The 15,072-nt window shown below is 64.8% G+C and carries 19 protein-coding genes and 1 other annotated feature; of the genes, 10 read left to right on the plus strand and 9 right to left on the minus strand.

Going from position 1 to position 15,072, the window contains the following annotated elements:
• Positions 1-8: 8 nt before the first annotated feature.
• Together DEJ24_RS06450 and DEJ24_RS06455 are read right to left on the minus strand one after the other, a co-directional pair.
• The gene (locus DEJ24_RS06450; protein WP_111077806.1) at positions 9-488 is read right to left on the minus strand and encodes a nuclear transport factor 2 family protein; all 480 of its coding nucleotides are present in this window, start codon (positions 486-488) and stop codon (positions 9-11) included.
• Positions 485-1,720: an MFS transporter gene (locus tag DEJ24_RS06455; protein WP_111077807.1), complete on the minus strand. Its 1,236-nt coding sequence runs from the start codon at positions 1,718-1,720 to the stop codon at positions 485-487. The genes DEJ24_RS06450 and DEJ24_RS06455 overlap by 4 nt, the downstream gene beginning before the upstream one ends.
• Before the next feature lie 89 nt (positions 1,721-1,809).
• Here DEJ24_RS06455 and DEJ24_RS06460 point away from each other — a divergent pair, with 89 nt between their 5' ends.
• Positions 1,810-2,154, plus strand: coding sequence for a helix-turn-helix transcriptional regulator (locus DEJ24_RS06460; protein ID WP_111077808.1), 345 nt, complete (start codon positions 1,810-1,812; stop codon positions 2,152-2,154).
• Between the two features lie 80 nt (positions 2,155-2,234).
• Here the strand turns inward: DEJ24_RS06460 and DEJ24_RS06465 are convergent, their stop codons facing one another.
• Complete coding sequence (locus tag DEJ24_RS06465) at positions 2,235-3,089, minus strand: NAD(P)H-binding protein (protein WP_111077809.1); 855 nt, start codon at positions 3,087-3,089, stop codon at positions 2,235-2,237.
• 98 nt (positions 3,090-3,187) lie between these two features.
• Here DEJ24_RS06465 and DEJ24_RS06470 point away from each other — a divergent pair, with 98 nt between their 5' ends.
• The gene (locus DEJ24_RS06470; RefSeq protein WP_220033984.1) at positions 3,188-3,583 is read left to right on the plus strand and encodes a helix-turn-helix domain-containing protein; all 396 of its coding nucleotides are present in this window, start codon (positions 3,188-3,190) and stop codon (positions 3,581-3,583) included.
• A 461-nt stretch (positions 3,584-4,044) separates the two neighbouring features.
• On the opposite strand, the gene DEJ24_RS16550 is transcribed toward DEJ24_RS06470, so the two are convergent.
• Complete coding sequence (locus DEJ24_RS16550) at positions 4,045-4,362, minus strand: hypothetical protein (protein WP_146242525.1); 318 nt, start codon at positions 4,360-4,362, stop codon at positions 4,045-4,047.
• Positions 4,363-4,858: 496 nt separating this feature from the next.
• Positions 4,859-5,299: a DUF4279 domain-containing protein gene (locus tag DEJ24_RS06475; protein WP_111194388.1), complete on the minus strand. Its 441-nt coding sequence runs from the start codon at positions 5,297-5,299 to the stop codon at positions 4,859-4,861.
• A 210-nt stretch (positions 5,300-5,509) separates the two neighbouring features.
• On the opposite strand from DEJ24_RS06475, the gene DEJ24_RS06480 reads away from it, so the two are divergent.
• From DEJ24_RS06480 to DEJ24_RS06495, 4 genes are all read left to right on the plus strand, one after another.
• Entirely contained in the window at positions 5,510-5,833 is a 324-nt protein-coding gene (locus DEJ24_RS06480) for a transposase (protein WP_220033983.1), read from the plus strand.
• Entirely contained in the window at positions 5,820-6,641 is an 822-nt protein-coding gene (locus DEJ24_RS06485; protein WP_181436551.1) for a phosphotransferase, read from the plus strand. Before DEJ24_RS06480 ends, DEJ24_RS06485 begins: the two co-directional genes overlap by 14 nt.
• A gap of 89 nt (positions 6,642-6,730) precedes the next feature.
• Complete coding sequence (locus tag DEJ24_RS06490) at positions 6,731-7,405, plus strand: alpha/beta fold hydrolase (protein ID WP_111077813.1); 675 nt, start codon at positions 6,731-6,733, stop codon at positions 7,403-7,405.
• Positions 7,406-7,539: 134 nt separating this feature from the next.
• A complete protein-coding gene (locus DEJ24_RS06495; protein WP_111077814.1) occupies positions 7,540-8,025 on the plus strand; it encodes a GNAT family N-acetyltransferase in 486 nt (161 codons plus the stop codon).
• A 1,084-nt stretch (positions 8,026-9,109) separates the two neighbouring features.
• Here DEJ24_RS06495 and DEJ24_RS06505 read toward each other — a convergent pair.
• Complete coding sequence (locus DEJ24_RS06505) at positions 9,110-9,433, minus strand: SdpI family protein (RefSeq protein ID WP_181432771.1); 324 nt, start codon at positions 9,431-9,433, stop codon at positions 9,110-9,112.
• 315 nt (positions 9,434-9,748) lie between these two features.
• On the opposite strand from DEJ24_RS06505, the gene DEJ24_RS06510 reads away from it, so the two are divergent.
• The 4 genes from DEJ24_RS06510 (at position 9,749) to DEJ24_RS06525 (ending at position 12,389) form a co-directional block, all read left to right on the plus strand.
• Complete coding sequence (locus DEJ24_RS06510; protein ID WP_111077817.1) at positions 9,749-9,964, plus strand: hypothetical protein; 216 nt, start codon at positions 9,749-9,751, stop codon at positions 9,962-9,964.
• 352 nt (positions 9,965-10,316) lie between these two features.
• The gene (locus tag DEJ24_RS16840; RefSeq protein ID WP_181432770.1) at positions 10,317-10,463 is read left to right on the plus strand and encodes a hypothetical protein; all 147 of its coding nucleotides are present in this window, start codon (positions 10,317-10,319) and stop codon (positions 10,461-10,463) included.
• A gap of 586 nt (positions 10,464-11,049) precedes the next feature.
• Complete coding sequence (locus DEJ24_RS06520; RefSeq protein ID WP_111077819.1) at positions 11,050-11,559, plus strand: SLATT domain-containing protein; 510 nt, start codon at positions 11,050-11,052, stop codon at positions 11,557-11,559.
• Positions 11,559-12,389: a hypothetical protein gene (locus tag DEJ24_RS06525; RefSeq protein ID WP_111077820.1), complete on the plus strand. Its 831-nt coding sequence runs from the start codon at positions 11,559-11,561 to the stop codon at positions 12,387-12,389. Before DEJ24_RS06520 ends, DEJ24_RS06525 begins: the two co-directional genes overlap by 1 nt.
• 50 nt (positions 12,390-12,439) lie before the next feature.
• Here the strand turns inward: DEJ24_RS06525 and DEJ24_RS06530 are convergent, their stop codons facing one another.
• The 3 genes from DEJ24_RS06530 to DEJ24_RS06540 all read right to left on the minus strand — a co-directional run bounded on the left by DEJ24_RS06530 (position 12,440) and on the right by DEJ24_RS06540 (position 15,063).
• Positions 12,440-13,216, minus strand: coding sequence for an IS3 family transposase (locus tag DEJ24_RS06530; RefSeq protein WP_111077821.1), 777 nt, complete (start codon positions 13,214-13,216; stop codon positions 12,440-12,442).
• Positions 13,142-13,255, minus strand: a sequence feature (AL1L pseudoknot). It overlaps the preceding gene by 75 nt.
• Entirely contained in the window at positions 13,213-13,443 is a 231-nt protein-coding gene (locus DEJ24_RS16845; RefSeq protein WP_181432769.1) for a hypothetical protein, read from the minus strand. Its footprint overlaps the feature before it by 43 nt. Before DEJ24_RS16845 ends, DEJ24_RS06530 begins: the two co-directional genes overlap by 4 nt.
• Before the next feature lie 198 nt (positions 13,444-13,641).
• Positions 13,642-15,063 (minus strand): PIN domain-containing protein, encoded by a 1,422-nt coding sequence (locus DEJ24_RS06540; RefSeq protein ID WP_111077823.1) that lies wholly within the window; start codon positions 15,061-15,063, stop codon positions 13,642-13,644.
• Between the last annotated feature and the right edge of the window lie 9 nt (positions 15,064-15,072).

The raw sequence follows: 15,072 nt of genomic DNA on the forward strand, positions 1-15,072 counted from the left end.
TCCGACGGTCAGTTCGAGGCGCTGGGACGCGTGAGAGGTCGAGCGAAGACGGTGGCGTCGCCAGCGCTCCAAAGGCCCCGAACGCGTCGCTTCTGGATCTTCCAGCCCGCCGTGGTCTTGATGAGCTCGTCGTCGTAGTTTCCGCCGAGGAGGTACTGGCCGGTGCCGTCGGTCGTGCGGAGGTGCTGGGCCTGAAACGTCGTGTGGGCGGTTGCGGTGTCGCCGCTGACAGCAGGTTCGACGTTGCTGACGAGGTGTTGTGTGACCTCGAGCGGGTTGAGGAAGTTCCGGTACTGCGTCAGGATCGCGTCCAAGCCATCGGCGTCGCCGTTTGCGAAGTCGCCGACTGCGTCCGGGGTGAAGCAGTCACTGAGGAGCGCCCAGTCCCGCGCGTCCATCGCACGGGCAATCCGGTAGACGAGCTGTGTTATCGCCGTTTGGTCGAGGAGCAGTTGGACGTCGGACGGTTCGGTGTTTGAGTTGGTCATTTCTGTCCTCCGGGAGGGGTGGTTTGGGTTGCGGGCCGGTTCAGGGTGGCCGTGTGCGTGTTCGGCCGGCCGTCTCGGGTGAAGGTGAAGACCACGAGCGCAAGCACAGCCGCTCCGTCGCCAATCAGCGGCAAAGCCTGAGCGTGCGCGTCCACGACGAGGCCGCCCAGGATCGGAGCCAGCGCGATGGCGACGTAGAGGGCCGTGTTGTACCAGGACAGGGCGATTCCTGCGGTGGCCGGGTTGATGCTCACCAGACGGTGCTGGAGGGGGATGCCTGCGCCGAAGCCCGCGAGTCCCCAGAAGGCGAACAGGACAGCGGCCTCAGCGAATGAGTTGCCGGCGAGTGTCAGCAGCACGAAGACGACTACCTCGACGGTAATCGCGGCGGTGAAGATGGCCCCGCTGCCGAACCTGTCGGTGATAGGGCCGGCAAGAAGCGTGCCGACGATCCCGCCGATGCCGTACAGGAGCAGCAGGACAGCCAGGCGTGACCCGTTCCCGTGCGTCACAGGAGCCGAGACGGCGGAGCTGAAGAAGTAAACGATGTTGAAGGACAAGCAGAGGAACACCGTCGTCAACAAGGCAGCGGCGACCCGGCGCTCCCTCAGCACTCCGAGGCGAGCTCGGGCGGAGAGAGGCGCGTCGGTCGGTGCGCGGCGCAGGCTGACGGCGACGAGAACGGCCAGGACGGCGGACACGATGGTCACGGCCACCAACGGCACCCGCCAACTCGTCACCGCAGCAAGCGCCGTCCCGGCGGGTGCCCCGAGCGCGGTCGCCAGGGTGAAGCCCAGGCCTACCGCGGTCAATGCTCGACCGCGGCGCTCGGGCGGAAGGAGCCGTGGTGCCACGGCGGTCGCTGCGGGCACGAGCGCGGCACCCCCCAGAGCCGCCACCAAGCGTCCGACCGTGAAGGATCCGATGGTGGTGGATGCGGCCGTGACGGCGACACCTACCGTGATCACCGCGAGCCCCACAGCCATCAGTGCAGCGCGTGGCACCTTCGCGAAGATCGTTGCGATTACCGGGGAGACGATCGCTACGACGATTCCGTACACGGTGATGGTGTAGCCGACTTGTGCCGTGTTGACGTGCAGAGTTGCAGCGATCTGAGGGAGGACACCCGCGACGACGAAGGCGTTCGTGCCGACGACGAAGAGCGCCGCCGCCAGGACTCCGAGGCGGAGGTACGGGCCGCGCGGGGACCTTGATTGTTCGATCGACGTCATGCAGTGGACGCTACCGCACTGTTAGATGACCGTCAACCAATCCACCAAAGCGCCGACGTTTCGTTCGGTCATCGCCGTACAATCAGCACATGCACGCGACGGACCTACGCACGGATCTTGCGCCCGATACCGATGAGTACCCGGTGGCGGATCTGGCTCGTGTCGAGCTGGTCGACGTGCTCAAAGCCCTCGTCGACCCGGTCCGGTTGCAGATCGTGAAGGTCCTTGCTTCTGGTGAGGCGCTGAACAAGAGCACGACGGACTGGGGATGCGACCTGTCGAGAGCGACCATGTCGCACCACTTCCGCATCCTCCGAGAAGTCGGTCTGACACGAACGTTCGCGGAGGGACGCTCCCACCGCGTGCAACTTCGCCGATGGGACTTTGAGCAACGATTCCCCGGCCTCCTGGATGCGCTGATCACGAGCGCGTGACCGAGCACTGCGAGGCAGTCGGCGCGCCCCAGCTCCCGGCCGTATCCAGGAGCGCTTTCTGTTGCAATGCGGGTGCGTGGTCAGAGCCAGCTCTGGAGCGTGGTGCGGAGCGGTTCCGTCGGGTGACCGATGAGGCGCGCCAGGTCTCCTGAGACGGCGTCGAGCTCGCCGGCTGCCATGTCGGCGTAGGCGCGGCCGAAAAGCCAAGCAGTATCCTCGTCAAGACCCGTAGCGATCAGGGCCGCGTGTTGTTGGTCTGCCGTCAGGGTTTCGTAGCGGACGGACGCGCCGAGCACTTCAGCGGACGCCGCCGCAAACTCCGCGAACGACCACGCCGTGTCACCGGAGAGCTCGTACACAACCCCCTCGTGTCCGGCCGTCGTCGAGGTGACCGCGATGGCTTCTCCGTACTCGCGTCGCGGCGCGGAAGCGATCCGGCCCTGGCCGATACTGTTCGCGATCGCGCCGCCACTACGCGCCGCACCGAACTCAGGACGCTGGTTCTCCGTGTACCAGCCGTTCCGCAAAATCGTGTACGGGATCCCGGAAGCCTCGATCGCTTTCTCTGTTGCCCTGTGGTCAGCAGCGATCTCGAGACGAGTCGTCGACGCCCGCAGTACCGACGTGTACACCACCCTCCCGACACCGGCGGCCTTTGCGGCGCGGAGGGCAGCGGTCCGCGGCGCCAATCCACCAGACATCCCGCCGACGGAAATGAGCACGAGCACGTCGCTGCCCTCAAGCGACGCGGCCGTCGCAACCTCGTCATCGAGGTCGAGTTCAGCGACGGACAAGCCGCGCTCGGCTAGTTCGATGAGCCGGCGGCGGTTCCGACCGAGCGCGAGCACGTCCCGCGGGGCAGTTCCGCGGCCCAGGAGGGCGTCGATCGCGTGGCCGCCGAGCTGTCCAGTGGCGCCAATAAGGGAGAGGGTCATAACCGTACTTTCGCGAGGTAACGAATGGTGACGTGGTCACCGTATGCTCAAGCCGGAGGAGCGCGGAAGAACGCACTTCGTCGATCGGAGGTAACCCCGTGGTAACCGAGTCAACGACCGTTGGGCAGCGCAGTCAGCGCGGAGACCTCTTCTCAAAAGACTGCCCGACCCGGGTTCTCCTTGACCGGATCGGTGGCAAGTGGGTGTCGATGGTCATCGCGCTTCTGGCGGAGAACGACTTCGCCGAGATGGGATTCGCGCAGTTGAACCGCGGCATGCCCGGGGTCTCGCACAAGATGCTCTCGGTGACACTGCAGGGGCTTGTCCGAGACGGGCTCGTGGACCGCCGTGTTGAGGACTCCGTTCCCCCTCGCGTCTACTACCAACTCACACCGCTAGGGATGTCCCTGAGCAGACCGCTCGAGGTACTGCGGGAGTGGGCAGAGGAGCACGTCGAGCACGTGGACTCGCTCAATCGGCTGCAGTCGCACTGATGCGGCTCCTGCACGTGGGCCGGTGGGTGCTCGCCGCCGCAGCGATCGTCACCATCGCTGGCGCTGTGGTCGTGCTGTCCCTGTCGGCGCGATGCTGCGCTTCGGGCCCGCAGCGACGGGACCCACGTCAGCGCGAGCACCACAGCGAGGACCACCCAGTTGAGCACAGCCCCCGGCAGCTGGCCCGAGGGCAGCACGGGCCGGGATGCCACCGCAACGTCGTACACCGACCTGGGTCAGATCGCAGTGATCACCGAGCCCCGCTCCATGGATGATGACGAGCCAATCCTCCGCGTCCACGTTTCTTACGATCGCAGGAGTGGCCCACGCTCGATCATTGAGAACGCATCCGCACGGAACCGCCCGGCAGCCGATCCCCTTCTGGAACAACCAAGAGCGACCGAGGCGGTGTTCGGTAGCCCACCGGCTATCGGAGGGGTAGCCGATCGGCAGTTGGAGGATCAGCCCTGGTTCGGCGCAGAGGCGCGTTCTAGTTCCTTGAGTACAGCGCGACCAATTTCGAGGACCGCTCCGCGATAGGTGGCGATGCCGAATACTCCACCGTTGGTGGACTCGGCGCGTATCTCAGATGTCGACTCCGACCGGGCATGGAACGTGAAGCGGGTCGTCTCGGATCGTACTGCGAAGGTAGTACGGCGGCCGACGAGAGCGCGGTCTTCAAGGACCTCGATGAGGGTGGCACCTTGCACGGCGTGAACCGCCTGGCGGAAGAGCTCCGGCACCTTCGCCAGCGGAACGCCTACGACAACCTGTGGCATGGGGCTCCTTCGGTGGGCAGTGCGAAGCTACTTCGCGACCTCGACGCTACGCCCGTCTGCCCGCTCACCGGAGCATTGCTTCCGTCTCGGTGAACGATCGTCATCCGATACGTGGAAGTGACATCGAGCGTAGGGCCGACTATTGGTCGCGCGGCTCGTTGTCCTTCAGCGTGTGTTCCGGAGGCGTACGAGCTGTCGGGCCCCGAGCACGATGCAACCAATCCCAGCCAAGGCAGCGACGCCTGCGAGGACAATTGCGGGAAGCTGGCTGCGGCCGGCCGGCTCAAAAGGGCTCGCGGTAGTCACAAACAGAAGAGCGACTCCAAGCGAAATCACTCCGAACACAAGCATCGCCACTGAGCCTGACCGACTCATCTCATCCGCCGACTTCCCTGGGTCTGGCCTGGTCATAGCATCCAGCGTAGACCGGGGCCTGCGTCCGACAGCCGACCCGTCATCGGACGGTTCTGAGCGTGTCCCGCTGACGGCGTCGGGATCACCAGAAGTCGCGGTACGAGATGTCCATGTGCTTGGTCGATACGGGTGACAGCTCGAGATCGAGCCCAGCGGCTGCCACCTGCCGCAACACCTCCGCCGGCACCGTGAAGGTGTTCTCCTTGTGGTCGGTGATGAGGGACACAGACAGGTTGGCCCCGTAGCCCTCGTCGCGTAGACCCGCGAATAGCTCCGCCGAGTTTTCCGGCAGCATCCACTGCACACGCCCCCAAGGGTCTCGCCCGTGCTCTGTGCGGATCTCGTCAACGTGACGGTTGCTGAATAGGTTCCATATCGATACGTCGAAGACGCGGGGACCGTCTCCCTTGAGGTCGCCGATTTCGTACTGCTCGTCTGGTGCGACGCCCAAGAGTTGTGTCACATGCACCGAAGAGCCTCGTTGTCCATGGATGTTCAACTCTACCTGGATGTTCTTGATCACTCCGGCAGTGTCTCACTCGCGCTGCGCCGAGGTCGTGGCCTCTGATACGAAGGCGTCCGCTCACCGATCCCCTACCGGAACGATCAAGAGCGATTGAGCCAGCGTTCGGTAGCCCACCGTCAAGCGGGACACCGACTCCAGGGGTCTGCTGCACGGATAGGTGACGTCTGATCTGGCTTGCCCGGGAGGGCAGCCTGGAAGGATGCCATCGTGCCCAAGCCCTACCCGCAGGAGTTCCGCGACGATGTCGTGCGTGTTGCTCGGAGCCGTGAGCCGGGAGTGACAATCGAGCAGATCGCCGCCGACTTCGGTGTCCACCCGATGACGTTGACGAAGTGGCTGCGCCGCGCTGCCGTCGAAGACGGGGAGCGTCCCGGAACGACGCGTGCCGAGTCCGACGAAGTCCGTGAGTTGCGGCGGCGGAACCGGCTCCTCGAGCAGGAAGTCGAGGTGCTGCGCCGAGCGGCGGCGTATCTGTCGCAGGCGAACCTGCCGGGTTCGGGTCGGGTTCCCGGAGCGCGTGGTGCTGAGTGACAGCAACGCGCTTGCATGGGTTCGCAGAGACGACGAGCGTCTGCTGTTGAAGTGGTCGGTCGCATCCGACCGGTTCGAACGGCTCGCCTTCGCAGCCGAGCTCACTGCTTGGCTCGGGGCACAGGGATTGCCGGTGTCTGCTCCGCTGCCGACGCTCGCGGGTGAGGTTCAGGTGACGAACGACGGCGTATCGATGGGCGTGCAGGGCATCATCGATGGAGTCCATCTCAGCGTTGAGGACGCCGATCAGGTTCGGGCAGCGGGGGCGACGCTTGCTCGGCTGCACGATGCGTTGCGCTCGTACCCGATGCGCGACGCGCAACACGAGGTCCTGTCGCCGCCGGCACCGCTCACCCAGCAGGTATCGGGCTGGCTCGCCTCCGAGCCGTCCACGGTGTCCCCGCAGACCCGCGACGTCCTCGGGCAGATGCTCGAACGAGTGCCGGCGGACCTTCCGCCCATGCAGATCGTGCAGGGCGACTACCGCGCGGCGAACATCTTATGCGCAGGCACTGAAGTCGTCGGCGTTCTCGACTTCGAAGAGCTTCGACTTGACCATCGAATCGTTGAACTCGCTCGTTCAGCGGTCATGCTCGGCACACTCTTCCGGGACTGGGGACCGGTCTCAGTGTCCGTTCGGGAGCATTTTCTAGACGGATACCAAGCAGTTCAAACCCTCACGGACGAGGAACTCCGTTGGTGGCCGGTCCTCGTGTGCTGGTACTCCATGGCCGTTGTGCCCCCCGGGGACGACCCCAACGGGTGGGGCCGAGCAGCAACCGAACAGCTCGAGCACGCAGCGGGGTAGCTGTTGCGGCCGAGCCCGCCCGGTAGCCGATCCTTGATCGGGCGTGCTCCGCTGCAACGAGCGGAGCCACGGTTGCTAGCGTTTCAGTCATGGCAGACGCCCTTCCCGGGAACCGCGAGAGAGCGGTCGTCTTCCTGCACGGATCGAACCGGACCTTCGACCGCGCCTGGCCCATCGCGGCTCACATCGAGCACGCTCGGTTTGCGGTGATGCCTGGTTACGGGGACGGCGCAGCTGTCGCCTTCGAGCAAGATGCCTGGGAGTCGACGCTCATCGGCACTTGCTCACCAGGCGCTGCCGTCGTCGCACACTCGTACGGTGGGCCGATCGCAATGCGCGCCGCAGCTCACCGGCCCGACCTGATCGCAGGGCTGGTGCTCTTTGAGCCTGCTGCGTACGCGCTGGCTCGAGGCAACGCGGCAGTCGAGGCGCACATCGACCGCGTACAACCAGTGCTCGATACCGCGGCCGAAATCGACACCGCGCAGTTCGCCGTCGCGTTCGCAACAGCCCTCACTGGCATTGCCGGGACATCGCCGGTGAGCCCGGACGAACTCCTGGCTGCCGATCGGCAGCGCAGGCTCCCTGGGCCGTGGACCCTGGATACGCCGTCGGACGTCGACGTGCCGATGCTCGTGATCACCGGAGGCTGGAACGAGGAGTACGAAGCAATTGCTTCGCAGCTGCACCGTGCCCGACGGATGACTCTCACCGGCTACGGACATCGGCCACAGGATCATCCGGGCGCCGCTGACGCCTTGTAGGGGTTCACCGGGCAACTGCAAAGGTAGGCACCGCACGCAGAGTGGAAGCGAGGCGGTCGGAGCGGTCCCGGTGAACGATCGGCTACCGGGCACAAGCGCTGCATCCTCTGGCGTTGCCCTGCGAGGATCGGTTCATGATCCTTCGGAACGTTCATGTGGTCCTCGAGCCGATCTCGCCAGAGCTTGCACGGCGCATCGTCGCTCGGGACGAGCGTCCCGGAGACGATTGGCATCCGGAGTACCCCTACCCCGACGAGCTCGACCCACTCCGATCACTCGCTGACGCGCCAAAGCCTGACCCGGACTTCACGATGTACATGATTCGCCGTACCTCGGATGGTCTGGCAGTAGGCGGCTTTGGCTTTTTCGGCCCGCCCGACGAGCAGGGGGTGGTCGAATTCGGCTACGGCCTGGTGCCGGCGGCCCGCGGCAAGGGGCTAGCGACCGAGGCGGTGAAGCTGGCCCTCGAACGCGCCCGCGACTGCGGCGCCACCGTCGCGACCGCAGACACGGCCCAAGACAACGATGCATCACAGCGTGTTCTCGTGCGGAACGGCTTCACGGAGACGGGGCGCCGTGACTCGCTCATCTTCTACCAACGAGCATTAGCCGCCCGGTAGACGATCGTCATCCAGGACACGGTCAGGGCCGTCAGCCCCGTCCGGTTGCCGATCCGCTAGCGGGCAGCTACACCCCACCGCCATCAGGTCGACCTGGTTGTGTGGAGTTCATGTGGATCCCCGGACTGATCGCTGGGCCGGCAATCGTTGCAGTAGCGGTCACCGCGTTCGTACGTCCGGCGCCGATCTCCCAGTTCTTCCTCGACGCCCAGCTGGGAAGCCGGGGTCCGCAAGGTGCGATGACCCCGGGACTCGTCCGTGTGCTCGCTGCAGGGCTGGCGATGATCGGCATCGTCTGGACACTCCTGTCCATCTTCGGTCACCCTGAGTGACCGGAAAGTCGAAAGCGCGACCAGATGGAGTCCGGTACCGGATGGTCTCCTGGGACAAGGGCTGCGGCTTTCCACCTAGGGTTCGGTTATGGCGACGCGATCGGGGACAGGGTATCCGTTTCGTCGCCGGGTTCGATGGGGACGAGTGCTTCTGCTCGGCGTGGTCGGGTGCGCGTTGATCGTCGTTGCGCTGCTCTGCGCTTACGGAAGTGACATTCATCATGGTGTCGGTGTGGCAACCTGCCAAGAGCGGCGAGCTCCGGACGGGTACCCGCCTGAGGGGCCGCGGATCGCTCACCGCACGGTCATCCCTCTCGGCGTTTCGTGCGAGTTCGACGACGGGTCGGGTCCGCCGGTGTTCTCACCAGAGACTGACTGGCGTGCCACTGGTATCGGACTCGGCGGCGCACTGTTCGTCGTCAGCGCTGCGGTCTCTCTTGCCGCACCAGAGAGGTCACGTCGGTGAAGTGATTGGCCGTAGAGACCTCCAGCGGTGGTCCCGCCTTGACAAGCCACCTCGGGTCGCCCGGTAGCCGATCTTGGGTTCAGCTGGTCGTTGCAACGACCCCTTGAAACCGCCGATCCATATGCGGACTCGGCCGCCCGGGAAGTGATCGACCATCGCCGGCCTGATGGATCAGGCCGAGTCCGGCGCGACCGCGGTCTCGCGTGCCGATAGTTCTAGGAGATGCCCCGCGTCACGCAACGAGGTCGCTGAGCGCGCGCAACGGGTGTCGAGGAGGCTCAGGTCATCAGCCGTCCCGAGTGATTTGGCGAGCAGCCCGGGACGCGGACAGCGCACCTGCCCCGAGAGCGGCCAGCGTGCAGGCGAGGGAAAGCCCGAGCAGCACGACGTAGAGCGCTGGCGCCAGTTGCGCTGGGATCGACACGACCACGACGATCGCCGCCGCGATCAAGAACGGCCGCATGACTCTCCGCGCGGCAAGATGGCCGGCTCGCCAGGCCTCGTCGCTGCGCATCAGCGACGGCAATCGAATGCCAGCCGCGTGATTCCGACCCATTCCATTCGTCGCGATCGACACAACACCCCAGATCGCCGCGTCAACGAGGAGCACGAGCAGAGCGCAGCCGACCGTTCCCAACCACCCCGGACTCGTCATCTCCGCCTCCCTCGGTTGAAACTAGCGAATCACGCGGCGGCGGTCAGCCCCTTCCGCGAGCCCGACGGACGAACCGGACACTGCCGGCCGGCAGCTAGGGGCCGGTCTGACGCTGACCGACGCCGCGCGGGGATCGCCGGCAGTGGTCGTAGGAAGCTGACGCGGAAGCAGCGTCCGATAGCCGGTGGGCTACCGAACGCTGTCTCGGTCGCTCGTGGACGTTCCGGTAGGGGATCCTTCAACGAGGCTCAAGCGTGCGATGCTCGGCGTGTGCACACCGACGACGGCCCGAGCGACATGGATGAACTCTTCGTCCGTGGAACTCAGAGCGTCCGGAACAGCACCGCGGTCGGGCAAGTTGTGGGCTTGGGCGGCCTGCTGGCACTCCTGACCGGCACGGTCTCGGTCCTCGCAGCGGGCGGGATCCTGGCTGGTGGCTTCGTACTCCTCATCGGCGGAATGCTTGTCGTGCTCCCATTCCTCTAAACAGGTCACTACGGCGCCGGTGCGCCAGGAGCAAGACGACTGCGTACCCTCCAATCATGCGCACCCTGAGAGAGACCTTCGGCCTCGAAGGAACAGGACGATCATGGGCTCGCGTCCTGCTCGACGTGGTGAGTGGCACGCTCGTACTGTCCGGCATCGCTCTCGTCGCTAGCAATGCAGCGCTCGGTCACTCGACTGCGATTTGGATCGGTAGCGGGGTGATCCTGCTCGGGGTTGTCTGCTGGGGTGCCAGCATCTTCCTATCCGTACGAGCAGCACGACGCGAGCCGCAAAATCCGTCTCGGTAGCCGATCGGCTTATGAGACAGCGGTCGCCCTCTAGTCTCAGGCACATGAACGCACTCGTCGCAACCGCGGTCGTCATGCCCGCTGCTGTCAGTCCGAAGTCGGGCGCCACGATTCCTCTGTGGGCGTTCGTCCTCGTGATCGTGGCGATCGTCGCTGTCGGAGTCACGATGTTTCTTCGCCGCAAGCGCTGACTGCCCCTCGGAGAGCTGGGTCGTCTCGTTCGGTACTGGATTGGCTATCGAGACGGCCCTAGCGCCGTCGAAGCGGCGACACGATGTTTGGTCGAATTGAGTGACACGCGCGCCGTCGCCGAGACTCGTGAGCGGAGTCGGCGACAAGTAGTGACTCCGCCGACAGTCGTGTGTCGTGTGGCTGCGGGAACAACGTGTCAAACACGCAACCTAAATTGTCCGAGACCGCGCTTTTGACAAGTAGTGCTGCGTTGTCAGCACCGCTGAGGGTTCGGAGGATCAGTCCCGCTGCATGTGCGCAGGTGCCGCCCAGGTGCGATAGCGTGAGTCGAAGCTCTATTCGAGTGGGTTAGGAGTCAGCTGCCGAGGGCTTCGATGAGTCCTGGTCTCCCTCTGTCGACAGCGCTGTCCTCCGTCAGGACGAGGTTTCCTCCTGGCGCCGCCGCGAGTGCCTGCTTCAAGGGGACGATCGGAGTCCGTTCTCCCGGGGACGGACACCGATCAGGGGACCATTCGGGCGCCCGGTAGCGGATCGACTATCGAGACTGGTTGAACGGACGTGCGTAGGACGCATAGATTCTTGCGCATGGCTGATCGGGGTGTGCGCGACGAGATCCGCGCTGAGGCTGATCGCCTCGAGGAGAACGCGACATTCGGGCAACAGGGGAACCTTGAAGCGGCGAAGCTGTGGACCGGATGGAGCTGGGGTTTGGGAAGCGTCATCGCTGTGGGAAGTGCTGTCGGCGGTGTGCTGACGTTCGCAACGGACGCGTTGCAGTACCTCGCCGGTGGGCTGGCGTTACTGGCAGCAGCAGCAACGGGCGTTCACGGAACGCTGCGTCCTGCGAAGCGGGCGGAACGTGCGCAATCAGTTGCGGTGCAGTTCCTTTCGGTCCAGGACCGAGCACGGCGGTTACGACGCGTCGACGCGCTGACGTCGACTGACGACTCGGTTCTCCGGGATCGTCTTGATGTGATTGCGTCACAGCTCGACGCTGCGCGTGAACGGGCCGACCCGACGCCGCGGTGGGCCTATCGCCGGGCGAAACGGAACATCGAGCGCGACGGCGGTCAGACTCATCGGGTGGACGCCTGATGACCGTTCAGAGCTACTTGGATGATGCTGTCGCTGCAATGACGCCCTCAGCGGAGGACCGCACGGTCGCGAGTGCCCATCGAACCGCCATTCAGGATGCCGTCGTGTCCGGAATGGACGCGTTTCGGATCTTTGAGACTGGGTCCTGGTCCCATGGGACCGCCCTCCGTGTGTGGAGCGACGTCGACTACTTCGCATCGATGCGGCATGTCCGTCCGAGCCAGAGCTACGAGGACATCCTGGAGCTCAAGAACGTCCTGGCGGACAAGCTTCGGTGGTCCGCACGGTCGGTCACGATCGACCGTCCCGGGGTGCGCATCGAATGGCCCAGTGGACCGTCAACGGAGGTCATGCCGGCGCACGTCACTAGCGATGATGACTATTGGATCCCTGATCCGAAGGGCACCGGGTGGGTGAAGTCGAGTCCGTTGAAGCACAACGAGTACGTCAACGGCACCCGTGATCTGATCCCGCGGACCAAGGATTTCGTGCGACTTGTGAAGTTGTGGAAGTACCGGTCGGGGGCGCCGATCACGTCGCTGTACCTGGAGTTGCGTGCGGCGAAGTACCTGCGTGAGCACCAACCGTTCGCGATGATGCTGGACCTGACGGGCTTCTTCTCCTGGCTCAACGCGATCGAGCTCGCCGGGTTGAACGACCCGAGCCGATTTGATGGCCGCCGGATCACCGCGGCAGGCGACTCGCTTCTCCCGCTCGCGCGGCTGTATGCAGAGAGGGCTGCCTCGCGAGCTGATCAAGCCCGAAGTGCGTACCTCGCGTCGGACTATCTTGGCGCGCAGTTGCATCTTCAGCAGCTCATTTCGCCCTAATCGCCTCCGCCGGCAGGGGTTCGACGATCGAGGTGTACTTCTCGTCGCCTCTACCGGTTGGTGTGCGTGTCCGTGCTCGCTCGTGATGCGGTCGCGGCGGGTGATCCGGCCTTGAAGATCGAGTTCACCGCCTCCGCGAGGGCATTGTCATAGCTGTCGCCCTTGGACCCAACGGACGCGACCGCACCGGCCTCAGCGAGCCGGTCCGTGTAGCGAATAGCTCGGTATTGGACTCCTCGATCGCTGTGATGGATCAGCTGTGACAGATCTCGGTTCTCGCGTTGCCGGGTCCAGATGCCCATCTCGAGGGCGTCGAGGACGAGGTCGGTGCGCATGTTCTTCGATAGCTGCCAGCCGACGATGCGGCGGGAGAACACGTCCGTGACGAACGCGGCGTAGACCCACCCGGAGAAGGTGCGGATGTAGGTGATGTCGGCGACCCAGAGCTGGTCCGGGCCGGTCGCGGTAAACGCCCGCTGCACCAGATCCGCCGGCCGGTCCCCGACCGGGCCCGGAATCGTCGTCTTCGGCCCCTTCCGCTTGGACACGCCGTGCAGTCCGGTGGACCGCATGAGTCGCTCAACGGTGCAGCGGGCAATCACGTGCCCCTCCCGCCGTAGCTGTGCGTGTACCTTCCGGGCGCCGTAAACGCCGTAGTTGGTCCGGTGCACCCGCTCGACCTCGACCGTGCGGGCAGCGTCACTGATCGACCGCGCCGACGGTGGTCTGACCTTCACCGCGTAGTAGCTCGACGGGGCGATCTGCAACGTGCGACAGATCGGCTCGACCCCAAACTCGTGCTTATGCGCGTCGATGAACTGCGTCATCTGCTGGAGGGGCGGTCGAGCTCCGCCGCGAAGAAAGCCGACCCCGACTTCAGAATCTGATTCGCCCGCCGCAACTCCCGAACCTCGCGTTCGAGTTCCGCAATCCGCTGCGCGTCGTCGGTCGTGACGCCGGGCCGGTCACCCGCGTCGATCTCGGCCTGCTGCACCCAGTTCCGCAGTGTCTTGCGGATTGATCCCGAGCTGTTCACCGATCCGACGTAGCGCACCGCCTCTGGTGTTCGGGTCGCGGCGCGCTTCCACCGCGAGTCGGACCGCTCGCTCCCGAAGCTCCTCCGGGTACTTCCTCGGTGCTCCCATGACTCCCATCCTCCCGTGGATTGAGAGCCTCCATCAGACCCGGGGCGGAACAACTCTCGGACACGAAACAACCACCCGTTGCAACGACCCCTTGAAACCGCCGATTGTCATCCGGACGTCTCGCCTCGGCGGTCCGCGACCGCTTCGCTCTCGTCGGAGGGCCGCTCGTCCCCCGCGTCGGGTTGGTCGACATCGAAGAAGTCGAACTCTAGTTGATCGGCACCATTCACTGGCGGGGTCGGCAGATCCTCCAGGACGATGTCCAGGACGTTGGTCTCGCCGCCTTCAATGTCAATCTCGACCCTGACTTCGACCTCCACCTCGGCACTGGCGTCCAGGTAGTGATCGCTGAGCTGTCCCGAAATGCTGACGGCTCCCTCGACCTCGAACCAGTCCCCCCGGTAGAGACCGCCCTCGATCGTGATTACCGCTTCAGCAGTTCCCACAAGCACGTCAGCCGACTGCTCGCTCTCTTTGAAAGAGAACTCTGTGGTCTGATCGATGGCCGCGATGGTGCCACCTTCGGGGAGGGGGACCGTGAACTTCACAAACGACGGGTACTCGTAGTCTCCGCCGTAGGCGAGCTGCTCGGAGACGTCTTCGTTGACGAGGCCGTAAAGCGCATCGGTGGCTGCTTCGACAAGGGCTGCGCGGGATACGCCGGGGCGGTCCTGCTTCAGCTCGTCAACCGCAATCTCGACCGGGTTCCCCCCGGGCGCTGTGTCGTCGAGGTCTTCTACTGCGGGAAGCTCCGGCTCGTCGGGCGCAGGGGCGCCCTCTGAGACCGCGGATCTTTCGCCCTGCGCGTCGTCGGGCGTCCGTGAGGGGGACATTGTTTCTGGCGCGTGATCCGAAGGCTGAGAAACCGTATCGGCCACGAGGTCCTCGATGAGGGAGATGGCTTCCGGAACCCCCCGCGCCAGTCGGATTCTTTCCCTCGGGATACCGAATCCGTCGAGGTCCTCTAGCAGGTCGGCATGCAGGGACTTCTTGTCATCGGCGATGAAGCCCCCGTCGAAAGTCACGAACAACACCGTGTCTCCTGAGTTAGACGTCTGAAGAACCTCCAGCACGCTCTCCCAGATCAGCACGTCGCGGAAGCCGAGGGATTTTCTCGTCTTGCCTTGCTCGATCTCGAGGAACGGTCGCCGGCGTCCCAGGTCGCGGCCGAGCAGGTCCGTGGTCTTCACTTCCGGCACAGGAACGTCGCGGACGCCAGGCTTCGCCAGCACCTCGACGAAGGCGTTGTCGATATCAGACTCGATCCGATCGTGAGCATTCTGCAGGAGAGTTACTGTCTCGGCGACGTTGATGCCGGCAGCCCCCATCTGCTCCACGCCGGCTGCTGCAGAGTCAAGGGCCTCTCGTGCGCTCTCAATCCGCTGACGCGTCAGCTCCTTGATCACTACCTGCGGATACACGATCTCACATACTTCTGAAGCAGCCAGCTGGATGAGCTTCGGTGCAACGTCTCGAGTCAACCAAGGATCCCGGTGCACGGCGTTGGTGTCGAGGACGACGATGAGCATGAGTTCATC

It is taken from the genome of Curtobacterium sp. MCPF17_001 (assembly GCF_003234615.1).
Classification (GTDB): Bacteria; Actinomycetota; Actinomycetes; order Actinomycetales; family Microbacteriaceae; genus Curtobacterium.